This is a genomic window from Streptomyces sp. NBC_00102 (assembly GCF_026343115.1).
In the GTDB taxonomy this organism is placed as follows: Bacteria; Actinomycetota; Actinomycetes; order Streptomycetales; family Streptomycetaceae; genus Streptomyces.
Genome location: NZ_JAPEMC010000001.1, coordinates 4,078,001 through 4,099,645, shown reverse-complemented (window position 1 = coordinate 4,099,645; position 21,645 = coordinate 4,078,001). Strand labels below are relative to the sequence as shown.

At 73.5% G+C, this 21,645-nt stretch carries 18 protein-coding genes; 7 read left to right on the top strand and 11 right to left on the bottom strand.

Going from position 1 to position 21,645, the window contains the following annotated elements:
• Positions 1–70 precede the first annotated feature (70 nt).
• The gene (locus OHA55_RS18315; protein WP_266707633.1) at positions 71–2,653 is read right to left on the bottom strand and encodes a bifunctional FO biosynthesis protein CofGH; all 2,583 of its coding nucleotides are present in this window, start codon (positions 2,651–2,653) and stop codon (positions 71–73) included.
• A gap of 139 nt (positions 2,654–2,792) precedes the next feature.
• Between OHA55_RS18315 and OHA55_RS18310 the strand changes: the two genes are divergently transcribed.
• A complete protein-coding gene (locus OHA55_RS18310; protein ID WP_266710780.1) occupies positions 2,793–3,581 on the top strand; it encodes an HAD family hydrolase in 789 nt (262 codons plus the stop codon).
• Between the two features lie 100 nt (positions 3,582–3,681).
• On the opposite strand, the gene OHA55_RS18305 is transcribed toward OHA55_RS18310, so the two are convergent.
• A complete protein-coding gene (locus tag OHA55_RS18305) occupies positions 3,682–4,935 on the bottom strand; it encodes a beta-ketoacyl-[acyl-carrier-protein] synthase family protein (RefSeq protein WP_323180478.1) in 1,254 nt (417 codons plus the stop codon).
• 104 nt (positions 4,936–5,039) lie between these two features.
• Here OHA55_RS18305 and OHA55_RS18300 point away from each other — a divergent pair, with 104 nt between their 5' ends.
• On the top strand, positions 5,040–5,636 hold the full coding sequence (locus OHA55_RS18300; RefSeq protein WP_266707627.1) for a TetR family transcriptional regulator: 597 nt from the start codon (positions 5,040–5,042) through the stop codon (positions 5,634–5,636).
• 51 nt (positions 5,637–5,687) lie between these two features.
• Here the strand turns inward: OHA55_RS18300 and OHA55_RS18295 are convergent, their stop codons facing one another.
• Entirely contained in the window at positions 5,688–7,097 is a 1,410-nt protein-coding gene (locus tag OHA55_RS18295) for an MFS transporter (RefSeq protein WP_266707625.1), read from the bottom strand.
• A 59-nt stretch (positions 7,098–7,156) separates the two neighbouring features.
• Positions 7,157–8,353: a M20 family metallopeptidase gene (locus tag OHA55_RS18290; RefSeq protein ID WP_266707623.1), complete on the bottom strand. Its 1,197-nt coding sequence runs from the start codon at positions 8,351–8,353 to the stop codon at positions 7,157–7,159.
• A gap of 59 nt (positions 8,354–8,412) precedes the next feature.
• Here OHA55_RS18290 and OHA55_RS18285 point away from each other — a divergent pair, with 59 nt between their 5' ends.
• Positions 8,413–9,627, top strand: coding sequence for an AsnC family transcriptional regulator (locus OHA55_RS18285; RefSeq protein WP_266707621.1), 1,215 nt, complete (start codon positions 8,413–8,415; stop codon positions 9,625–9,627).
• 85 nt (positions 9,628–9,712) lie between these two features.
• Here OHA55_RS18285 and OHA55_RS18280 read toward each other — a convergent pair whose 3' ends face one another.
• Together OHA55_RS18280 and OHA55_RS18275 are read right to left on the bottom strand one after the other, a co-directional pair.
• Positions 9,713–10,558, bottom strand: coding sequence for an LLM class F420-dependent oxidoreductase (locus OHA55_RS18280; RefSeq protein WP_266707619.1), 846 nt, complete (start codon positions 10,556–10,558; stop codon positions 9,713–9,715).
• 87 nt (positions 10,559–10,645) lie between these two features.
• Complete coding sequence (locus tag OHA55_RS18275; protein ID WP_266707617.1) at positions 10,646–11,029, bottom strand: hypothetical protein; 384 nt, start codon at positions 11,027–11,029, stop codon at positions 10,646–10,648.
• A 297-nt stretch (positions 11,030–11,326) separates the two neighbouring features.
• On the opposite strand from OHA55_RS18275, the gene OHA55_RS18270 reads away from it, so the two are divergent.
• Entirely contained in the window at positions 11,327–11,773 is a 447-nt protein-coding gene (locus OHA55_RS18270; RefSeq protein ID WP_266707615.1) for a sel1 repeat family protein, read from the top strand.
• Positions 11,774–12,023: 250 nt separating this feature from the next.
• On the opposite strand, the gene OHA55_RS18265 is transcribed toward OHA55_RS18270, so the two are convergent.
• The 3 genes from OHA55_RS18265 to OHA55_RS18255 form a co-directional block, all read right to left on the bottom strand.
• Entirely contained in the window at positions 12,024–12,845 is an 822-nt protein-coding gene (locus OHA55_RS18265) for a M23 family metallopeptidase (protein WP_266707613.1), read from the bottom strand.
• Between the two features lie 248 nt (positions 12,846–13,093).
• Positions 13,094–15,025, bottom strand: coding sequence for a long-chain fatty acid--CoA ligase (locus OHA55_RS18260; RefSeq protein ID WP_266707611.1), 1,932 nt, complete (start codon positions 15,023–15,025; stop codon positions 13,094–13,096).
• A 93-nt stretch (positions 15,026–15,118) separates the two neighbouring features.
• Positions 15,119–16,387, bottom strand: coding sequence for an acetyl-CoA C-acetyltransferase (locus tag OHA55_RS18255; RefSeq protein WP_266707609.1), 1,269 nt, complete (start codon positions 16,385–16,387; stop codon positions 15,119–15,121).
• Between the two features lie 193 nt (positions 16,388–16,580).
• Between OHA55_RS18255 and OHA55_RS18250 the strand changes: the two genes are divergently transcribed.
• The 3 genes from OHA55_RS18250 (at position 16,581) to OHA55_RS18240 (ending at position 19,342) form a co-directional block, all read left to right on the top strand.
• The gene (locus OHA55_RS18250) at positions 16,581–17,921 is read left to right on the top strand and encodes a 3-oxoacyl-ACP reductase (RefSeq protein ID WP_266707607.1); all 1,341 of its coding nucleotides are present in this window, start codon (positions 16,581–16,583) and stop codon (positions 17,919–17,921) included.
• Between the two features lie 4 nt (positions 17,922–17,925).
• On the top strand, positions 17,926–18,759 hold the full coding sequence (locus OHA55_RS18245) for a MaoC/PaaZ C-terminal domain-containing protein (protein ID WP_266707605.1): 834 nt from the start codon (positions 17,926–17,928) through the stop codon (positions 18,757–18,759).
• Positions 18,760–18,910: 151 nt separating this feature from the next.
• On the top strand, positions 18,911–19,342 hold the full coding sequence (locus OHA55_RS18240) for a nuclear transport factor 2 family protein (RefSeq protein ID WP_266707603.1): 432 nt from the start codon (positions 18,911–18,913) through the stop codon (positions 19,340–19,342).
• 94 nt (positions 19,343–19,436) lie between these two features.
• Here the strand turns inward: OHA55_RS18240 and OHA55_RS18235 are convergent, their stop codons facing one another.
• Positions 19,437–20,078 carry a TetR/AcrR family transcriptional regulator gene (locus OHA55_RS18235; protein ID WP_266707601.1) on the bottom strand — a complete coding sequence of 214 codons (642 nt, stop codon included), beginning with the start codon at positions 20,076–20,078 and terminating at the stop codon, positions 19,437–19,439.
• Positions 20,079–20,238: 160 nt separating this feature from the next.
• A complete protein-coding gene (locus tag OHA55_RS18230) occupies positions 20,239–21,588 on the bottom strand; it encodes a dicarboxylate/amino acid:cation symporter (protein ID WP_266707599.1) in 1,350 nt (449 codons plus the stop codon).
• Positions 21,589–21,645: the final 57 nt, after the last annotated feature.

The following is a 21,645-nucleotide window of genomic DNA, read 5'->3' as shown; positions in this document are numbered from 1 at the left end:
GCGGCACGGCCGCCTCCCGTGCCCCTCGACGCGCGGGCGAAGGGGCACGGAGACGGCGGCGCGCACCGGGTCAGGCGGGCAGGACCGGCAGCAGCTCCGGCAGGTGGCCGTCCGAGGCGGTCGCGGCGGCGACGCGTTCGGCCGGGACCTCTCCGTACAGGGTGGTGCGCGGCTTCGCCGGGCGGCCGGCCAGTTCGGCGATGGCCACCAGGTCCTGGATCGAGCGGTACGAGCCGTAACTCGACCCCGCCATACGGGAGATGGTCTCCTCCATCAGGGTGCCGCCGAGGTCGTTGGCGCCCGAGCGGAGCATCTCGGCGGCGCCCTCGGTGCCGAGCTTCACCCAGCTGGTCTGGATGTTGGTGATGTGCGGGTGGAGCAGCAGCCGGGCCATCGCCGTGACGGCCCGGTTGTCGCGGTCGGTGGGGCCGGGGCGGGCGATGCCGGCGAGGTAGACCGGGGCGTTGGTGTGGATGAAGGGGAGGGTCACGAACTCGGTGAACCCGCCCGTCTCCTGCTGGAGCCGGGCGAGGGTGCGCAGGTGTCCGAGCCAGTGGCGGGGCTGGTCCACATGTCCGTACATCATGGTCGAGGAGGAGCGCAGGCCGACCTCGTGGGCGGTCTTCACGACCTCCAGCCAGGTGGCGGTGGGGAGTTTGCCCTTGGTGAGGACCCAGCGGACCTCGTCGTCCAGGATCTCCGCCGCCGTGCCGGGGATCGAGTCGAGTCCGGCCTCCTTGGCGGCGGTCAGCCAGTCGCGGATCGAAAGCCCGGTGCGGGTGGCCCCGTTGACGACCTCCATCGGCGAGAAGGCGTGCACGTGCATGCCGGGGACGCGTTCCTTCACGGCCCGCGCGATGTCGAAGTACGCGGTACCGGGCAGGTCCGGGTGGATGCCGCCCTGCATGCAGACCTCCACCGCCCCCACGTCCCACGCCTGGACGGCCCGGTCGGCGACCTGGTCGAGGGAGAGGGTGTACGCGTCGGCGTCGGTGCGGCGCTGCGCGAAGGCGCAGAAACGGCAGCCGGTGTAGCAGACGTTGGTGAAGTTGATGTTCCGGGTGACGACGTAGGTGACCTCGTCGCCGACCGTGTCACGGCGCAGGGTGTCGGCGATCCGGCAGAGCTCGTCGAGCGCCGGGCCCTCGGCGTGCAGCAGGGCGAGCGCCGCCGCGTCCGTGAGCTTCGTCGGGTCGTCGGCGGCCTGGCCGAGCGCTTCGCGCACGTCCGCGTCGATGCGGGACGGGACCATGCCGGGGGCGGCGGCCTCGCGGAGCGCCTCCCAGTCCCCGTACACCTCGTCGAAGTCCTCGCGGCGGTCGCCGGTGCGGCCCTCGGTGTCGATGGTGCGGTGCAGGTCGGTGCGGCCGCTCGCGCCGAACCCCTCGTCCGGCTCCTGCCAGGGCAGGCCGACCGGGATCGCGCCCTCCTTCGCCATGCCGGTCTCCGGGTCGGCGAGCGCCCGCACGTGCGGGAGCAGCCGGGGGTCGAGCCACGGCTCGCCGCGCCGGATGAACTCCGGGTAGATGGTGAGGCGTTCGCGCAGGGAGAAGCCGGACTCGGCGGTGCGGGCGGCGAGTTCGTCGATGTGCGGCCAGGGGCGCTCGGGGTTCACGTGGTCGGGGGTGAGCGGCGAGACCCCGCCCCAGTCGTCGATGCCCGCGCCCACGATCAGGGCGTACTCGGAGTCCACCAGGTTCGGCGGGGCCTGGATGCGGGCCGAGGGGCCGAGGATGTGCCGGGCCACGGCGATCGTCGCGGCCAGCTCCTCCAGCTCCGCGTCGGGCATCGCGCGCATCGCGGTGTCCGGCTTGGCGCGGAAGTTCTGGATGATCACTTCCTGGATGCCGTGGTAGGCGCGGGCGGTGCGGCGGATCTCGAAGAGGGAGTCGGCACGCTCCTCGTAGTTCTCGCCGATGCCGATCAGAATGCCGGTGGTGAAGGGGACGTTGGAGCGGCCGGCGTCCTCCAGGACGCGCAGCCGGACGGCCGGTTCCTTGTCCGGGGAGCCGTGGTGCGGGCCGCCCTTCTCGGACCAGAGACGCGTCGCGGTGGTCTCCAGCATCATCCCCATCGACGGGGCGACCGGCTTCAGGCGCTGGAGGTCGGTCCAGCCGAGCACCCCGGGGTTGAGGTGCGGGAGCAGGCCCGTCTCCTCCAGGACCCGGATCGCCATGGCGCGTACGTACGCCAGGGTGTCGTCGTACCCCTCGGCCTCCAGCCACTCCCGCGCCTCGGGCCAGCGGTCCTCGGGGCGGTCGCCGAGGGTGAAGAGCGCTTCCTTGCAACCGAGCTCCGCACCCTTGCGGGCGATGTCGAGGACCTCGTCGGGCGAGAGGAACATCCCGTGGCCCTCGCGGCGGAGCTTGCCGGGGACCGTGACGAAGGTGCAGTAGTGACAGATGTCGCGGCAGAGGCGGGTGAGGGGGATGAACACCTTGCGGGAGTACGTGATGACGCCCGGCCGGCCCGCCGCCTCCAGGCCCGCGTCGCGCACCCGGGCGGCGGAGGCGGCGAGGTCCGTCAGATCCTCACCGCGCGCCTGGAGAAGGACGGCGGCCTCGGTCGCGTCGAGGGCCACACCGTCACGTGCCCGTTTGAGTGCGCGCCGCATGGCGTTGGTCGTGGGGCGTCCGCTCTGATCATCGGTCATGGTTCGAGCATACGAGCGGGGTCGGAGCGCGGAGGTGTTCACTTCCTCACGGGTACGTGCACCCGTACGGCCCGCGCCGCGCGCCCGGGCGCGGATGGTCGCGGTGCGACGGGGTCCGCCCCGTAGGGTCGGGACGGTGATGGAAACGATCGTGTTCGACATCGGTGAGACCCTCGTACGCGACGACCGCCACTGGGCGTCCTGGGCCGACTGGCTGGGGGTGCCCGTGCACACGGTGAGCGCCCTCGTCGGCGCGGCCGTCGTCGGCGGCGGCAGCGCCGAGGACGCGCTCGCGCTGCTCCGCCCCGGCATGGACGTCGCGGAGGCCGAGCTGGCCCGGGAGGCGGCGGGGCGCGGCGAGCACCTCGGCGAGCGGGACCTCTACCCGGACGTACGCCCGGCGCTCGCCGGACTCCGCTCGCTCGGGCTCCGCGTGGTCGTGGCGGGGAACCGGTCGGCGCGTGCCACCGAGCAGTTGAGCGCCCTGGACCTCCCGGCCGACCTCGTCGTCACCCCGGACCGGTGGGCCGCCGCCAAGCCGGACCCGGAGTTCTTCACCCAGGTACTGAAGGCGGCGGACGCCGACCCGCGCACCACGGTGTACGTCGGCGACCACCCCGCCGAGGACCTCTTCCCCGCCAAGGCCGCCGGCCTGCGGACCGCACACCTGCGGCGGGGCCCGTTCGGGCACTGGTGGGCGGACCACCCGGACGTGGTCGACTCGGCGGACTGGCGGGTGGACGCGCTCACCGGACTGGCCGGACTGCCGGGTCTCGTACGGGAGCGGGGGGCCGCCCATGCCGGGGCCGCCCGTGCCGGGGCCGCCGACGCGGGAGCCGCAGGCGGCGAGGGGTCCGTACGGGAGCCGGGGCGGCGGCCGGAGCAGGACGGTACGCCCACGCTCCGGGCGCTGAGGTCGGTGCGGTAACGGGCGCTGCGGCCGGAGCCGTAAAGGGGCCTTCGCCCGGTGCGTCGGCCCGGCCGCCGCCGGGCCCGGGCCGCGCCTCGGGCGCCTCGGGGACCGGCCCTCAGGCCGTCGTGAAAGCGAGTGAGACGTTGTGGCCGCCGAATCCGAAGGAGTTGGCCAGGGCCGCTCCCCAATCCCCCTTGCGCGGTTCACCTCTCACCAGGTCCAGTCCGACGCGTGGGTCGGGGTCGTCGAGGTTCCTGATCGCCGGGGTGATCCCGTCGCACAGCGAGAGCACGGCGACCGCCGCCCCCAACGCCCCTGAAGCGCCCAGGAGATGGCCCGTCATCGACTTGGTGGCGGTGACCGCCGGGGCGCCCAGCGCCTCGGTGACCGCCAGCGCCTCGGCGAGGTCGCCCTGCGGGGTGGACGTGGCGTGCGCGTGGACGAGGCCGATGTCCGCGCGGGCGAGCCCCGCCTCCTCGTACGCCCTGCGCATCGACCGCACCTGACCCTCCGGGTCGGAGGCGGTGATGTGCCCGGCGCTGGAGGTGACCGAGGCCCCGGCGAGGACCGCGTGGGGCCGGACGCCCCGCGCGCGGGCGTGTCCGGCGCGTTCCAGTACGAGGGCGGCGGCACCCTCCCCCAGCACGAAGCCGCTGCGGGCCGCGTCGAAGGGACGGGAGGCCCGCCCCGGGTCGTCGTTGGCCGTGGAGAGCGCCATCATCCGGGCGAACCCGGCCAACGGCAGCGCGTGCAGACACGCCTCAGCGCCGCCCGCCACCACCACGTCGGCCCGGCCGAGCCGGATCAGGTCGAGTCCGTACGCGACGGCCTCGGCGCCGGACGCGCAGGCGCTGACCGGGGCGTGGGCGCCGCCCCGCGCGCCGAGGTCGATGCTCACCCAGGCGGCGGGCCCGTTGGGCATCAGCATCGGGACGGTGTGCGGGGAGACCTTCCGGGGCCCCGCGCTCTCCAGCACGTCGTCCTGGCCGAGCAGCGAGAGCACACCGCCGACGCCCGTACCGATGACCACGGCCACCCGCTCCGGATCGGTCTCCGGCCGGCCCGCGTCGGCCCACGCCTCCCGGGCGCTCACCAGGGCTGCCTGTTCGCAGCGGTCCAGCCGGCGGGCCAGGGTGCGTTCGAGGACGCTCGCCGGGTCCACCCGCATCCTGGCGGCCAGCCGGGCGGGCAGCGACTGGGCCCAGGGCTCGTCCAGGACCCCGACGCCGTTCTCCCCGGCCAGCAGCGCCGACCAGGTCTCCGGGAGGCTGCCGCCGAGCGGGGTGGTGGCCCCGAGCCCGGTCACCACCACCTCGGGGAGGGGCCGGCCGGCCGCCGGGCCGGTCGCGGACGAGGTATCGGTCGAGATCGCGGTGCTGGTCGCGCCCACGGGTGGTCCGCCTTTCCAGATGTCTGCGGTATGCCCGGAACCGTACCCAACCAACCGGTTGGTTGGCCATGTAGGGTTGTGCCATGTCCTCACCCGATCAGCTTGTGGGAACCCGCTCCCGACTCCTGGCGGCGGCTCGTACGGAATTCGCCGCACACGGCATGGGCGGCGCCCGGGTCGACCGCATCGCCCGGGCTGCGGGCGCCAACAAGGAGCGGATCTACGGGTACTTCGGCAGCAAGGAGAAGCTCTTCGCCGCGGTCGTCGCCGCGGCGCTCGACGAGCACGCGGCGCTGCTCGGCCCGCCGGCCGGCGACCTCGGCGCCTACGCGGGACGCGTGCACGACCTGCACCGCGCCAACCCCGAGCTGCTGCGCCTGATGATGTGGGAGGCGCTGCACTACGACACGGGGGCACTGCCCGCCGAGGAGGAACGCCGCGCCCGGTACGCCGGAATGGTGGACTCGCTCGCCCGGACCCTCGGCACGGCCCCGGACACCCGCGCCGCCGCCACCTTCCTCGCGGTGCTGGGCATCGCGGTGCTGCCCTCGGCGTTCCCGCAACTGGCCAGGCTGATCATGGGGAGTACCGGCCACGAGGGTGCCGGTGACGCGGAAGCACGGGCGTACGTCGTGGAACTGGCCCGCCGGCTGACCCCCGGAGCGCCAAAGGCGCCCTGACCCCGGCGCCGGGAGGGGGCCGGCCCCCGGCCCGTCGGCGAGGAAGCCGTCTCACCCCTCCCGGCGCCGGGAGAGCGCGCTGAGCGCGACCGCGCCGAGGGCCGCCGCCGCCGCGACCAGCCACACCGCCGTGTAGCCGCCCTCGCCGGGCTCCCCGGTGGCGCCGGAGCGGAAGGCGCCGAGCAGGGAGGCGAAGACCCCGCCCGCGACGGCTCCGCCGAGCGTCTTCACGTTGTTGTAGAGCGCGGCGGCGATCCCCATACGGGCCGGGTCGGAGGCCTCCACGATGACGGTCGGCATGGCGCCCAGCGCCAGCCCGATCCCGAGGCCGAGGAAGGCGGAACCGGCCGCCATCTGCCACAACTCGGCGTGCAGCAGAGCGAACTGCAGGAAGGCCAGCGAGACCAGGGCGAAGGCGGCCATCAGCGTCGGGCGGTAGCCGATGCGCTTGGCCAGCGCGGCCGTGGAGAGGGAGCCGACGACGCTGCCGACCGCCCCGGGGAGCTGGGCCAGGGAGATGGCCAGGGCGCCGAGCCCGAACCCGTATCCGTCGGCCTCCGGATCGGCGGCGTAGAAAGTGGAGTTGGGAGTCTGGCTGCCGAAGTAGAAGACCCCGAACAGGAAGGCGGCACAGTAGAAGGGCGCGGTGGTCCGTGCCGCCAACGCCCTTACGTCCACGAGCGGTTCGCTGCCGCGCAGCTCGACCCGCACCCAGACGGCGAGCAGCGCGAGCCCCAGCAGCACCGGACCGAGCACGCGTACGGAGGCCCAGGAGCCGTCCTCCGCGCCGGAGACCCCGGCGAGCAGGGCGATCATCGCGGCGCCGAGGAGGACGACTCCGGCCCGGTCGACGTGTCCGCCCGCCCTGTTCCGGGACTCCGGCACGGCGACGAAGGAGACCGGCACGCAGGCCGCCGCCAGCACGGCCGGGACCAGCAGGGTCAGCCGCAGCGAGCCGAAGGCGGAGTCCATCAGCCCCATCACCACCCCGCCGGCCAGCCCGCCCAGCGTCAGCGCCCCGACGAGGCGGGCGATGGCCCGGCGCGCCTCGGGGACCGGCAGCCGGTCCCGCACGAGGGCGATCTCCAGCGGCAGCAGCGCCGCGATCGGCCCCTGGAGCACCCGGCCCGCGAGCAGGACCGGGTAGTCGGGGGCGAGGGCGACGGTCAGTGTCCCGGCGGCGATCAGCGCGAGCGAGATCCGGAGCATCCGGCGGTGGCCGTACAGATCGCCGAGCCGGCCGAACAGCGGGACGCAGACCGCCGCCGCCAACAGCTGTACGGAGACGACCCAGTTGAGGGCTGCCGAGCCGATGCCCAGATGATCGGCGAGGTCGGGCAGCAGCGGGGAGAGCCCGACCTGGAGGAACCCGCTGGTCGCCTCGAAGAAGACCAGCAGACCGACGACGGCCGTGACCGAGGCGGTGGCGGGCGGCGGTGCGGGCGTGGCGGTGACGGCCATGGGCGGGCTCCTCCTACGGGTACGGACGGCGGTGACACCGGAAGGCGGCGGGCGGACCGCTACACGTCGTGGCCGAGGCGGCGCAGGGCCAGCCCGGCGAGCAGCGCGGCGGCGTGCGGCAGGGCGCCGTCGTCGTACACCGCCTGCGCGGAGTGGTTCATCGGGGCGGTGGCGGGGTCCGCGCCGGGCGGGCAGGCGCCGAGCCCGACGAACGCCCCGGGCACCTCGCGCAGCACGAAGGAGAAGTCCTCCGCCCCGGCCATCGGCTTGGGCGCCTCGAAGGCGTGGTCCCGGCCGAGGACCTGCCGGGCGGTCTCCAGCGCGAAGGCCGCCTCCTCGGGGTGGTTGACGGTCGGCGGGTACTGGTCGACGTGCTCGACGGTGGCGGTGACGCCGTGGGCGGCGGCGACTCCGAGCACGGTCCGCTCGAAGGCGGCGCGCACGGTGGTGCGGGCGGCGTCGGAGAAGGTCCGCACGGTGGCCGAGAACCGCGCGTCCTCCGGGATGACGTTGGGTGCCGTACCGGCCTCGATCCGGCCGACCGTGACGACCGCCGGGTCGAAGATGTCCGTCTCACGGGTGACCAGGGTCTGGAGCGCGGTGACCATCGCGCACATCGCGGGCACCGGGTCGGCGGCCAGGTGCGGGGAGGACCCGTGTCCGCCCCGGCCGTGCACGGTGACGTGGGCGACGTCCGAGGCGGCCAGCATCGGGCCGGGCCGGGTGGCGGCGAAGCCGGTGGGCGCCCCGGTGGAGATCACGTGCAGGGCGTACGCGGCGACGACCCGCTCGCCCGCCGCGTCCAGCACCCCTTCGTCGATCATGATCTTCGCGCCGCCCTGACCCTCCTCGCCGGGCTGGAACATGAAGACCACGTCCCCGGCGAGCTCCTCGCGCCGGTCCGCCAGCAGCCGGGCCGCACCGACCAGCCCGGTGACGTGCAGGTCGTGGCCGCAGGCGTGCATCCGGCCGTCGAGCACGGAGGCGTACGGCAGGCCGGTGTCCTCCTGGACGGGCAGCCCGTCCATGTCGCCGCGCAGCAGCACCGCGGGGCCGGGCAGCCCACCGCGCAGCACCGCGGTGACGGAGCCGAGCCCCTTCCCCAGGGTGATCTCCAGACCGAGGTCCGCCAGGGCGTCCACGATCCTGCGCTGGGTGAGCGGGAGGTCGAGGCCGAGTTCGGGTTCCCGGTGCAGGGCGTGGCGGAGGTCGGTCAGCACGGGGGCGAGGGCGTGGGCATCCTGGAGCAGAGACATGGGCGTATGGTGCGGACCCGAGCACTCCACTGATGATCATCCGCAGGAAAGCGGCACCGATGAGGTCCTCCACGCAGAAATCCGCCCCCACCTCGGCGCCTTCCCGCGGCCCACGGGCCGCCCCCACCTCGGCGCCTTCCCGCGGCCCACGGGCCGCCCCCACCTCGGCGCCTTCCCGCGGCCCACGGGCCGCCGCCGACGCCCCGCTGGACGAGCTGGACTATCTGCTGATCACCGCCCTGCAGACCTCGCCCCGCGCGGAGTGGGCGCAGATCGGCAAGGCGCTGGGGGTGGACGGTTCGACGGCCGCGCGCCGCTGGAACCGGCTCACCGAGGCCGGCCACGCCTGGCTGAGCTGCTACACGGTGGCGTCCGGAGTGACGCTGCCGATCATCGCGTTCATCGAGGTGGACTGTGCGGCGGGCGCCCTGCACGAGGTGACGGCGGAGATCGCCGACGACCCGCACCTGATCACCATCGAGCACGTCACCGGCTCCCGGGACCTCGTCCTCACCGCCGCCTTCCCCGACCAGGCGATGCTGGCCCGGTACGTCGGCTTCCGCCTCGGCGCCCTGCCCGGCGTCGCCGCCACCCGCTCGCAGATCGCCACCGCCGTCCACACCGAGGGCAGCCGCTGGCGGCTGGACCGGCTCGATCCGGACAGCCAGGAGGCCCTGACGAAGGACCGGGGCCCGTCCCTGCCGCGCCGGGGCCTGACCGCCCCGGACGAGTTGGACCACCGGCTCTACCTGCTGCTGAGCGAGGACTTCCGCCGGCCCGCCGCCCGGCTCGCGGAACGCCTCGGCGTCAGCCCGACCACGGTGCGCCGGCGGCTCGACCGGATGCACCGCGAGGACGCCCTCATCTACCGCTGCGAGGTGGCGCGTTACCTCTCCGGCTGGCCGATCTCCGTGACCCTGTGGGGCATCGCCCCGGCCGCCGACACCGCCCGGATCGCCTCCCAGCTCATCGGGATGCGCGAAACCCGCCTCTGCGCCTCGCTGTCGGGGCCGTACAACCTGATGCTGGCGGTGTGGCTGCGCTCGGCCGAGGAAATCGGCGCGTTCGAGGCCCGGTTGGCGATCCGCTTCCCCGAACTGGTCGTCGCCGACCGGGCGGTGACCCTCTGGCCGCTCAAGCTGGCCGGCCACGTACTGGACCCGCACGGCCGCCACATCCGGGGCGTCCCCGTCACCTTCTGGGAGGACCCGGACGCCCACCGCGCCGAGGACGCGCTGCTGGAACGGCTGCGGGGCGACGCCCGGGAGGCGTGAGCCGGGCGGAGTCCGGGGCGTGAGCCGGGTGGGTGGAACCACTGCCCGCCCGGCTCATGCCCCGCACCTCGGAGGAACGCGGCCCTCAGAGGAACGCGGCGTACGCGTCCAGCGCCCGCAGCACCTCCGGTTCACCGGCCGACGGGAGCTGCGCCACGACCTCCTCGATGCCCAGCTCCGCGAAGTGCGCCAGCTTGCCGGGCGTCGGCACGATCGCGTACGGCACCACCTGGAGGTCCGCCGGGTCGCGGCCCGCCTCCTCCCAGGCCGTACGCAGCCGCGGCACCGCCTCCGTGAGCCCGTGCCCGCCGATCGGCAGCCACCCGTCCGCGTACCGGGCGATGTCCGCGAAGAGCTTCGGCCCGGCCGCGCCGCCGAGGAGCGTACGAGGACCGCTGACCGGCCCGCGCGCCTTCCGCACCGGCTTCGGGTAGGCGATGCTGGCCCGTACGGACCCGAACTCGCCCTCGTACGGGGTCGGTTCGTCCGCCCACAGCGCCCGCATCAGGGCCAGACGGTCGCGGCCCCGGGCGCGCCGGGTCTTCCACTCCACCCCGTGGTCGGCGGCCTCCTCCACGTTCCAGCCGAAGCCGACCCCCAGGGTGAACCGGCCGCCGGAGAGGTGGTCGAGCGTGGCGACCTGCTTCGCCAGGTCGATCGGGTCGTGCTGCGCGACCAGCGTGATCCCGGTCCCCAGCGCGAGCCGCTCGGTCACCGCGGCCGCCTGCCCGAGCGCGACGAACGGGTCCAGCGTCCTGCCGTACTCCTCCGGGAGTTCGCCGCCCGCCGGGTACGGGGTCTCCCGGCTCACCGGGATGTGGGTGTGCTCGGGCAGATAGAGCCCGGCGAAACCGCGCTGCTCCAGCTCGCGGGCGAGCGCGACGGGCGCGACCGTCCGGTCGGTCAGGAAAATGGTGGTGGCGATCCGCATGCGGGGGAACCTCCGAGGTGGGCCCGGTGACGTGACGGGCCCCACGGTAGGGCGCGGAGGGCGTGACGGTAACCGCCGTGCGCCGTGTCAGTCGAACAGCGGCCCGAGGACCACGGCACCCAGGACGGCGTACATCGCGGCAGCCCATCGCGCCCGTCCGCCCAGGCGCCGCCCGGTCACGTAGGCGACGGCCGACGCGGCGAAGGAGGGCAGCCACATGCTCTCCGAGAGGTCACCCCAGCCGAAGCGGCGCTCGATCACGGCCCCGACGGCGTACCCGACTGCCGCCCCCGCCAGGGCCCAGGTCCATTCCGGCCCCAAGACCTCCCACGGCTTGCCGGCCCCCTTCACGGACCCGCGCCTGATCCTGGAGGACCGGACGACCGCGACGATCACCACCGCGGCGGACACCACCCCCCACAGGAGAGGGGGTGCGACGGAGAGAACACCGTGGTCACTGGGGTCGCTCATGGAGATCTTTCTTCCGCTGGTCCCGCTCCGGCCGCGGAGAGTCCCCGCCGGGGCGGGCCGTCGGACGGATCGGGGGGACGCTCCGGACCGCCCCGGGGCGACGGTCCGGAGCGACATGGCTTCGTGCGTACCGAAGCATTGTCGTGGACGGAGTCCGGGGCGGGCCCGGCGGCCCCCGATGCGGCCCCCGAAGCGGCCGCCGCACCGGCCGGCGCATCCCGGACCACTCCCCAGGGGTAGCGGGGCCTCCCGCCGGGAAGAGTGCGGGTGGGCAGTGCTCGACCCGGGGGGGTACGCATGGCATTCCTGCTGTTCGTCGTGGCGGCGGTCCTGAGCGTGATCGGGATGGCGACCGACAACGACACGCTCTTCGACGTCAGTTGGGTGGCCTGGCTGCTCGGTCTGCTGCTGGCGCTCCGCGCCTGGCGGCTGCACCGGAAGTACGGCACCCCGGAGAAGCTGATGGCCGCCGCCGAGAGCGGTGATCTGCCGGCCCTGCGGTCGGTCGCGCTCCTCGCGAAGATCCAGGGAGACCTGGACGAGGCGGAGCGCCTCTTCCGGCTCGGCGTGGACCGGAAGGACCCCGAGTCGATGTGGGAGATGGGGCGCCTGGTCGAGGCCCGCGACGGGCTGGCCGCCTCGGAACAGTGGTTCCGGATGGCCGCCGAGCACGGGCACTTCGCCGCGAAACGCTTCTTCCGGCAGGGGCACGCCCTCAACATGAACGGCGACAACCCCCTGTAGGGCGCGTGACCTGCCCGGGAGTAGTTTCCCTTCCGCACCGCCGCGTTCCGGACCGCCCGCCGGGCCGGTGCCCGGCCGACGGCCGAACTGCTCCGGCCGGTCCGGGCCCGCTGAGGCGGGAGCGACTCTGGCCGGGCCGTGCGCCCGGGGTGCGCGGGGGCGGGCGGGAGCACGAAGACCGGCGGGGCGCCGTCGGTCGCCGGGAACCGGTCCGTCCCGTCCCCGCCCGCCCCGCCGTACCGTCCTCGCCTCAGCAGTCCGGTATCACCGCGCCGTTGTTGTCGCGGGCCTCGTCGTTGCCCCAGCGGGAGAGGTAGTAGGCGGAGACGTAGGCGTTGCGTCCGCTCTTGCCCGCGTACACCGTGTCCAGGTCGGTCCGCAGCCACCAGTGGTTGTAGGCCGAGCCCGAGCCGATCTGCGCGCCCCAGACCTTGCAGTACACGTAGTTCGTACCGGCGTTGAGCACGCCCTGCGCGTCGGCGGTGTTGGCCGCCGCGTAGCCGGTGGCGTTGGCGAAGGTGTCCACCCAGTACTTCGCCGTACCGCCGCCGCATCCGTTGTCGCTGGTGAGGTACTTGCTGTAGTACGCGCCCGGATACGGCGCCAGGGACTGGCCGTTGAGCACGATGTTCTGGCCGACCCCGTTGTACAGCTGCTCGTAGTGGATGTGCGCGCCGGTGCTGTTGCCCGTCGAGCCGGTCACCCCGATCTGCTGCCCCTGGGCGACCTGGGCGCCGTTGGCGACGGAGTACGCGGAGAGGTGGAAGTAGTAGGTCTGCCAGCCGCCGCCGTGATCGATGGCGATGTAGTTGCCCGCGCCGCTGGGCTGGGAGTAGCGGTAGGCGGTACCGGCCGCCGAGGCCAGCACGGGCGTACCGGCCGTGGTCCCGCCGTCGGTACGGACGAAGTCGAGGGCGAGCCGGACCTCGGCCGAGTGGTGGCTGTAGGTCCACTGCTGGCCGCAGGGGTAGGGGGCCTTGAAGTTCGGGGCCGCCGCCGCGGGGGTGGCCGTGAGCAGGCCGGCCACCAGGGCGACGAGAGCGAGCAGGGCGATGCGCAGGGGGGATCGCACGCGGATTCATCCTCCGGGTCGAGAGCCGGGCGTCGTGGGGTACGGGCGTCACATCGAGCCGAACACGCCCCAGCATGCCGGAGTTCGAGCCGTGCCAGTAGACCCCGGCATCACCCGGCGCCGCAGGACGGGCGGGGCCCGCAGGACCGGCGGGGCCGGGCGGGACCCGCGGCACGGGCAGCGGCAGACCCCCGTGCCGCCGCCGCCCGTGCCTCCGCCCGGCCGCCCCGCACCCCGCCAGCCCGGCCCTACTTCCGGTACAGCTCCTCGATCTCCGCCGCGAAGTCCCGTGCCACCACGTCCCGTTTGAGCTTCAGCGAGGGCGTGAGGTGGCCGCTCTCCTCGGTGAAGTCGACGGGCAGCACGGTGAACTTGCGGATCGATTCGGCGCGCGACACGGAGCTGTTGGCCTCGTCCACCGCGTGCTGGATCGTCTCGCGGAGTTCCGGGTCGTGGACCAGCTCGCGGAGCGGGACGCCCTGCTTCTTCTTCATCTGCCGCCAGTGCGCGAGCCCGTCCTCCTCCAGGGTGATCAGCGCGGTGATGAAGGAGCGGTTGTCGCCGACGACCATGCACTGACCGACCAGCGGGTGGGCGCGCAGCCAGTCCTCCAGCGGGGCCGGGATGACGTTCTTCCCGCCCGAGGTGATGATGATGTCCTTCTTGCGGCCGGTGATGGTGAGGTAACCGTCGTCGTCGAGCACCCCGAGGTCGCCGGTCGCGAACCAGCCCTCGTCCAGCACCGGTACGGACTCTCCGCGCCGGGCGTCCCAGTAGCCGTGGAAGACCTGGCCGCCCCGGAGCAGCACCTCGCCGTCGTCGGCGATCCGTACCGCGCCGCCGGGCAGCGGCCAGCCGACCGTGCCCAGGCGGGGTTTGAGCGGCGGGGTCACGGTGTGGGCGGCGGTGGTCTCGGTGAGGCCGTACCCCTCGAAGATCTCGATGCCGGCACCCGCGTAGAAGGCGGCGAGCCGGCGGCCCAGCGGGGAACCGCCGCAGATGACGTACCGGACGTGACCGCCGAGGGCGGCGCGGATACGGCGGTAGACCAGCGGGTCGTAGAGCGCGCGGGCCATCCTGAGGGCCTTGCCGGGACCCGGGCCCGTGCCGTGTTCGGCGGCCTCGACGGCCTGGCCGTACCGCTGGGCGATCCCGGCGGCCCGGTCGAAGGAGGAGGCGCGGCCCATCTTCTCGGCGGTGGCGCGCCCGGTGTTGAAGACCTTCTCCAGGACGTACGGGATCGCCAGCAGGAACGACGGCTTGAAGCCGGCCAGGTCCTCCAGCAGGTCCTCGGTACGGATCGAGGGAGCGTGGCCCAGGCGGACCCGGGCGCGCAGGCAGCCGACCGCGACCATCCGGCCGAAGACATGACTGAGCGGCAGGAACAGCAGGGTGGACGCCGGGTACTTGGAGACCGACTTGAAGACCGGGTGGAGCAGTTCGATGGCGTTGTCGACCTCGGCGAAGAAGTTGCCGTGGGTGAGCACGCATCCCTTGGGGCGGCCGGTGGTGCCGGAGGTGTAGATCAGGGTGGCGGCGTTGTCCGGGCTGAGCAGGGCGAGGCGTTCGTCCACCGCCGCGTCGGGCACGTGCGCGCCCGCGGCCTTGAGCCGGCCGAGCGCCCCGGTGTCCAGCTGCCACAAGTGGGCCAGGCCACCGATCTCCTTGCGTTCCTGGCTGACGATCCGCGCCTGTTCCTTCGCCTCGACCGCGCAGGCCTGCGCGCCGGAGTCCTGGAGGATCCACCGCACCTGGTACGCCGAGGACGTCGGGTAGATCGGCACGGTGACGAGCGCGGCGGTCCAGGCGGCGAAGTCGAGCAGCGTCCACTCGTACGTCGTACGAGCCATGATCGCGATCCGCGCACCCGGCCGGAACCCCTCCGCGATCAGCCCCTTGGCGACGGCGCGCACCTCGTCGGCGAACTCGCGGGCGGTCACGTCGCGCCAACTGCCGTCCTCCTGCTTGCGGCTGAGGACGGCGTCCGAGGGCGCCTCGCGGGCGTTGTCGAACGGGATGTCCGCGAGGGAGCCATGGCGGACGGGCGGCGCGAACGCGGGTACGGAGACCTCCCGCACCCGGCCGTCCGCGCCGCGCCGGACGAACGGGGGGACCAGGACGGGCGGCGCGGCGGGATCGGTGTGCGCCGGGGACGCGGGCGAGGCGGGGGGCGTGGACACGTGCGGCTCCTCGGACGGGGACGGGCGGGCGGGGGCGGGGCAGGTCCGGCAGGCGAACAGCCCGGTGGACTCCGGGCCGTTCGGCCATCGCCGTCAGGGCCGTTCGAGGATCGCGGTCACCCCCAGCCCACCGGCCGCGCAGATCGAGATCAGCCCGCGCCCCGGCCCCTCGCGCTCCGCGAGCAGCTTGGCGAGGGTGGCGACGATCCGTGCGCCGGTCGCGGCGAACGGGTGGCCGGTGGCGAGCGAGGAGCCGGCCACGTTGAGCTTCTCCCGGTCGACCGGGCCGAGACCCTGCTTCTGCCAGGCGGCGAGCGTGGCCAGCACCTGCGAGGCGAACGCCTCGTGCACCTCGAAGAGGTCGAAGTCCGCGAAGGTCAGGCCCGCCCGCTCCAGCAGCCGGGGTACCGCGTACGCCGGGGCCATCAGCAGACCGTCCTCGCCGTTCACGTGGTCCACGGCGGCGGTCTCGTACAGCGAGAGGTACGCCAGCGGCTCCAGGCCGCGCGCCTCGGCCCACTCCTCGCTCGCCAGCAGCACGGTGGCGGCGCCGTCGGTGAGCGGCGTGGAGTTTCCGGCGGTCATCGTCGCACCGGGGTGTCCGGTGCCGAACACCGGCTTGAGAGTGGCGAGTCTCTCGACCGTGGAGCCGGGACGCAGGTTCTGGTCCCGTTCCAGGCCGAGGTACGGGACGACGAGGTCGTCCAGGAACCCCCGGTCGTACGCGGCGGCCAGCCGCTGGTGGCTGGTGGCGGCCAGGAGGTCCTGGGCCTCGCGGGCGACGCCCCAGCGGCGGGCGGTGATCGCCGCGTGCTCGCCCATCGACAGGCCGGTGCGCGGTTCGGCGTTGCGCGGGACGTCGGGGACGAGGTGGCGGGGGCGGACGGCCGCGAGGGCCTTGATCCGGGCGGCGTTCCCCTTGGCGCGTCGGGCGTTCAGCAGGATGCGGCGGAGCTGGTCGTTGACGCCGAGCGGGGCGTCGCTCGCGGTGTCCGCGCCACCTGCGATGCCCGAGTCGATCGCGCCGAGGGTGATCTTGTTGGCGACGGCGATGACGGCCTGGAGGCCGGTGCCGCACGCCTGTTGGAGGTCGTACGCGGGGGTACGGGGGTCCAGACGGGAGCCGAGCACGGTCTCGCGGGCGAGGTTGAAGTCGCGGCTGTGCTTGAGGACGGCACCGGCCGCGAACTCCCCCACCCGCTGCCCGGCCAGGCCGAACCGCTCGACGAGCCCGTCGAGCGCGGCGGTGAGCATCAGCTGGTTGGACGCCTCGGCGTAGGGGCCGTCCGAGCGGGCGAAGGGGATGCGGCTGCCGCCGAGGACGGCGACCCTGCGCGGCTGCGGGAGCGGAAGGGGAATCATCGCGAGCCTCTCTTCTTCGAGGCACTCGGAACAATCGAAGCACCCGGAACAGCCGACGCCCCTCGCCACGCTCCCGCGCGGAGTCGTGCCGTCGCTCCGGACCGTTTCCGCAAGCGGTTCATCTCGACCAGCTCCTGACTCTTGAGTAACCTTACTCCGGAGTAAATCTACGACCGAGCAGGGAGTCTGGACAATGGCCGACCGCTATCTGCACCTGACCGGCACAGCCCCCGGCCGTTTCCTCACCCGCCGCCTGGGTCTCCCCCAGCCCACCCCGCTGCGCCGCTGGTCGCTGGAGACACCCACGCTCGACGGCCCGTTGCTCCACCTCGCAGCGGGTGAACCGGCCGTCCCCGGGGAGGTCCGCGAGCTGCTCGCCGGACTCGGACTGCCGGTGCTGGACCAATCGGCGGCCGGGAGCGCGGGGGCGGCCCGCCCCGCCGGGGTCGTCGTGGACGCGACGGGCATCACCTCCGCGACCGGGCTCGCCGCCCTCCACGCGGCCCTGCACCCCGTCGTCCGGTCGGTCGCCCGCGGCGGCCGGGTCGTCGTCCTCGGTACGGCCCCGTCCCCCGAGGACCACCATCAGGCCGCCGCCCAACAGGCGTTGGAGGGGTTCGTCCGGTCGCTCGGCAAGGAGATCGGCCGGGGCGCCACCGTGCAGCTGGTACGGATCGTGCCGGGCGCCGCCGCGTCCGCCGAGTCCACCCTGCGCTTCCTGCTCTCGCCCCGGTCCGCGTACGTCAGCGGCCAGGTCGTCGAGGTGTCCGGCGCCGCCCCCGACCCGGTCGCCGACTGGTTCGCCCCGCTGGCCGGGCGTACCGCGCTGGTCACCGGCTCCGCGCGGGGCATCGGCGAGGCCGTCGCCTCCGTGCTGGCCCGTGACGGCGCCCGGGTGATCTGCCTCGACGTCCCGCAGGCCGAGGCCGACCTGGTGCGTACGGCGGACCGGCTCGGCGCCACCGCGCTGGCGCTGGACATCACCGCGCCGGACGCCGCAGAGCGGATGGCCGCGGCGGTCCCGGACGGGCTCGACGTCCTGGTGCACAACGCGGGCATCACGCGTGACCGCCGGCTCGCCAACATGGCGGCCGACCGCTGGGATTCGGTGATCGACGTCAACCTCGGCTCGGTGCTGCGAACCACGGACGAGCTCCTCAAGGGGGGCGCCCTCAACCGGGGCGGCCGGATCGTCGCCACCGCCTCCATCGCGGGCATCGCCGGCAACAACGGGCAGACCAACTACGCGGCGAGCAAGGCGGGCATCATCGGCCTGGTCCGCTCGCTGGCCCCGCGCGCCGCCGCCGAGCACGGGGTCACGGTCAACGCGGTCGCCCCCGGTTTCATCGAGACGAAGATGACCGCCGCCGTGCCGCTCTTCATCCGCGAGGCGGGCCGTCGCATGAACTCCCTCTCCCAGGGCGGACTTCCGGTGGACGTGGCCGAGACCACCGCCTGGTTCGCGCAGCCCGCCTCCACCGCCGTCAACGGCCAGGTGGTCCGGGTCTGCGGCCAGAGTCTGCTGGGGGCATGACCCGATGACCGGCCTCGAACTCGCGCTCCTGCGCGGCGCGTTGACCTCTCCGTTCAAGCGCCCCGGCCGGGGCGGCGCCACGCTTCCCGCCACACGGGTGTCCCGCGACCCGGTGGTCGCCCCGGCCGAACTCCTCGCGCGCTACCGCCAGATCTGCCGCTTCCCCGCCGAAGGACCCTTCCCGCTGACCTATCCGCACGTGCTGGCGTTCCCGCTCGCGATGCGGCTGATGACGGCACGGTCGTTCCCGCTGCCGGTCCTCGGGCTCGTCCACACCTGGATCGAGATCACCTCCCACCGGCCGGTGAGACCGACGGAACCACTGCGACTAAGCGTGTACGCGCAGGAGTTGAGGCCTCACCGACGCGGAACCGAGGTCACCGTGTCGACGGAGGCCCGGGTCGCGGACGAGCTGGTGTGGGAGTCCCGCAGCGGATACCTCGCCCGCCACGCCGTTCGGGAAGCCCCCGCGGCACCCGCACCCGCCCCCCTCCCCGACCTGCCCTCCGTCGCCGAGTGGCGGCTCACCGGCGACCTCGGGCGGCGGTACGGAGCCGCCTCGGGCGACCGCAACCCGATCCACCTCCACCCGCTCACCGCCCGTCTGTTCGGCTTCCCCCGGGCCATCGCCCACGGGATGTGGACCGTCGCCCGGTGCCTCGCCGAGGCGGAGGGCGCCGAGCACATCCGCGCCGTACGGGCGGAGTTCCGGGCACCCGTGCTGCTGCCGGGGACGGTGACGTACGCGGCGGACGGCTCGGGCACGACGTTCCAGCTGCGGAGCGGCCCGGACGGCGAGCGGCTCCACCTCACCGGATCGGTGATCCGGGACCTCTGACCCGTACGGAACGGGCGGCGCCCGGCGCCCGGCGCCCGTACGGAACGGAACAGGCGGTGCGCACCGGCCCCTTCCCCACCACCGGCCGCCACCGCAGGATGGATCACCACGCGCGCACGACACCAGCACCTGCCCCGCACCAGGAGGAACCATGGCGACGACCGCCGACCGCTTCCGCACCGCAGTCGAGAAGAACGACCTCGGCGCGTTCGACGCCCTGTTCACCGAGGACGTCCGGCTCTACAGCCCGGTGAAGTTCACCCCCTTCGAGGGCAAGCCTCAGGTGCTGGGCCTCTTCGGGGTCCTGCTCCGGATCTTCGAGGACTTCCACTACGTCGGCCGCTACGAGGGCACGGCCGAGACCAGCGTCGACGGCACCGAGGCCCCTTCGGAGGTCCTGCTCTTCCGGGCCACCGTCGACGGCGCCCAGATCCACGGCATCGACCTGCTCCACTACGACGAGGCCGGGCTGATCAAGGAGTTCACCGTGATGGTGCGCCCCCAGTCCGCGGTGCAGGCGCTGGGCAAGGCGGTCTACGCGGGCCTGGTCGCCGAGGGGCTCGCCCCGGCGGCGGAGTCCTGACCGGACCGGGACGCGGTGGGTTCCGGGCGGCGTCGTCGCCCGGAACCCACCGTGTGCCGCCCGGAACCCACCGCGCGCGTCCCGGGCACCCGCGTCAGGCCGGCGGCTGCCAGGGCCGTCCGTTCATGAGGTTCTCCAGGCCCGCCCAGGAGAAGTTCATCAGCGTCGCCGCCGCCTCCCGTGCCGATACGCCCGGGGTCTCGTTGGCCCAGCCCGCCAGCGCCTCGGCGGCACCCACGAGCGCCTGCGCGAGGCCCGCCACGTCCCTGTCGGGCAGCGCGGGATCGTGGTGCGCTTCCCGGGCTGCGGCACCGATGAGGCCGGTCACGAAGGCGACGATCTCGTCCCGCATCGCGGTGATCTCCGAGGCGAACGGCTCCCCGTGGGTACGCGCCTGGCGGTGCAGCACCGCCCAGCCGTCCGGGTTCTCGGCGGTGTGGACGAAGAAGGCGCGCAGCCCCTCCCAGAGCTGACGGTCGGCGGGCAGCCCCGGCCCGACCCCTGCCTGGACGGCGTCCACCAGCGCCTTCGCCTCGCGGCGGATGCACGCGGTGAAGAGCTCTTCCTTGGAGTTCAGGTAGAGGTAGACCAGCGGTTTCGACACGCCGGCGAGCTCCGCGATCTCGTCCATCGAGGCCGCCCGGTAGCCGCGCTGCCCGAAGATCCGTACCGCCGCGTCCATCATCTGCTGCTCACGCACCGCGCGTGGCATTCGCTTGCTCTTCACGGCATCCATGTCGGACTTCCTTCCGCCCCCGCTGCCTTACTCCCGAGTAAGGGTACGGGGAACGGGAACGGCACCCCGAACGCGAAGGGCCCGGAACGCGCGCGGGGGCGCCCGGTCCCGAAGGACCGGGCGCCCCGCGCGAGGTGCGGTGTTCAGTCGGCGAGCGACGTCAGGCGGCGACGGGGACCCGCGCCGGCTCCTCCTCGACGACCTCGATCTCGTCCACCGGCGAGGCCGAGGCGGAGTTGTACTTGCCGAGGTCGAGGATCTTCTCGCGGGCCGAGACGATCACCGGGACCAGCGCCTGGCCGGCCACGTTGGTGGCGGTGCGCATCATGTCCAGGATCGGGTCGATCGCCATGAGCAGGCCGACGCCCTCCAGCGGGAGGCCCAGCGTCGAGAGGGTCAGGGTCAGCATGACCGTGGCGCCGGTGAGACCGGCGGTCGCGGCGGAGCCGATGACCGAGACGAACGCGATCAGGACGTAGTCACCGACGCCGAGCTGCACGTCGAAGATCTGCGCGATGAAGATCGCGGCCAGCGACGGGTAGATCGCGGCGCAGCCGTCCATCTTGGTGGTGGCGCCGAACGGGACGGCGAAGGAGGCGTACTCCTTCGGGACGCCGAGGCGCTCGGTGACCTTCTGGGTGACGGGCATGGTGCCCACCGAGGAGCGGGAGACGAACGCCAGCTGGATCGCGGGCCAGGCGCCCTTGAAGAACTGGAGCGGGCTGACCTTGGCGACGGTGGCGAGCAGCAGCGGGTAGACGCCGAACAGCACCAGGGCGCAGCCGACGTACACGTCGGCGGTGAAGGTGGCGTACTTGCCGATGAGGTCCCAGCCGTAGTCGGCGATGGCGTAGCCGATGAGGCCGACGGTGCCGAGCGGGGCGAGGCGGATGACCCACCACAGGGCCTTCTGGAGCAGCTCCAGGATCGACTCGCTGAGGGTGAGGATCGGCTGGGCCTTCTCGCCGAGCTTGAGGGCGGCGATGCCGGCGACGGCGGCCATGAAGACGATCTGGAGGACGTTCAGCTCGGTGAACGGCGTGATCACGTCGGTCGGGACGATGCCGGTGAGGAAGTCGAGCCAGGAGCCGGCGTGCTCGGGCTTGAGGCCGTCCTTCGGCGTGAGGCCGGTACCGGAACCCGGGTTGGTGATCAGGCCGATGGCGAGGCCGATGGCCACCGCGATCAGCGAGGTGATCATGAACCAGAGCAGGGTGCGGGTGGCGAGCCGGGCCGCGTTGTTGACCTTGCGGAGGTTGGTGATCGACACCAGGATCGCGAAGAAGACGAGCGGCGCGACGGCCAGCTTCAGCAGCTGGACGAAGATGTGGCCGACCTTGTCGAGCGTGGTGTAGAGCCACGCGACGTCGTAACTGCGGGTGATCCAGCCGAGGACGACACCGAGGACCAGACCGGCGACGATCTGGGCCCAGAAGGGCACCTTCGGTATACGGAAACCGGAGCTCTTGGGCTCGGCGGTCTCCGTGGTGAACGCGGAGTTCGCGGACACGGACACACTCCAGACAGGACGCGGCGTACGCACGGGGGTGCGGGTACGCGGGAAAGG

Coding starts and splice junctions, on each gene's coding strand:
- OHA55_RS18315 (WP_266707633.1), bottom strand. CDS start 2,653: ATGACCGATGATCAGAGCGGACGCCCCACGACCAACGCCATGCGGCGC.
- OHA55_RS18310 (WP_266710780.1), top strand. CDS start 2,793: ATGGAAACGATCGTGTTCGACATCGGTGAGACCCTCGTACGCGACGAC.
- OHA55_RS18300 (WP_266707627.1), top strand. CDS start 5,040: ATGTCCTCACCCGATCAGCTTGTGGGAACCCGCTCCCGACTCCTGGCG.
- OHA55_RS18295 (WP_266707625.1), bottom strand. CDS start 7,097: ATGGCCGTCACCGCCACGCCCGCACCGCCGCCCGCCACCGCCTCGGTC.
- OHA55_RS18290 (WP_266707623.1), bottom strand. CDS start 8,353: ATGTCTCTGCTCCAGGATGCCCACGCCCTCGCCCCCGTGCTGACCGAC.
- OHA55_RS18285 (WP_266707621.1), top strand. CDS start 8,413: ATGAGGTCCTCCACGCAGAAATCCGCCCCCACCTCGGCGCCTTCCCGC.
- OHA55_RS18280 (WP_266707619.1), bottom strand. CDS start 10,558: ATGCGGATCGCCACCACCATTTTCCTGACCGACCGGACGGTCGCGCCC.
- OHA55_RS18275 (WP_266707617.1), bottom strand. CDS start 11,029: ATGAGCGACCCCAGTGACCACGGTGTTCTCTCCGTCGCACCCCCTCTC.
- OHA55_RS18270 (WP_266707615.1), top strand. CDS start 11,327: ATGGCATTCCTGCTGTTCGTCGTGGCGGCGGTCCTGAGCGTGATCGGG.
- OHA55_RS18255 (WP_266707609.1), bottom strand. CDS start 16,387: ATGATTCCCCTTCCGCTCCCGCAGCCGCGCAGGGTCGCCGTCCTCGGC.
- OHA55_RS18250 (WP_266707607.1), top strand. CDS start 16,581: ATGGCCGACCGCTATCTGCACCTGACCGGCACAGCCCCCGGCCGTTTC.
- OHA55_RS18245 (WP_266707605.1), top strand. CDS start 17,926: ATGACCGGCCTCGAACTCGCGCTCCTGCGCGGCGCGTTGACCTCTCCG.
- OHA55_RS18240 (WP_266707603.1), top strand. CDS start 18,911: ATGGCGACGACCGCCGACCGCTTCCGCACCGCAGTCGAGAAGAACGAC.
- OHA55_RS18235 (WP_266707601.1), bottom strand. CDS start 20,078: ATGGATGCCGTGAAGAGCAAGCGAATGCCACGCGCGGTGCGTGAGCAG.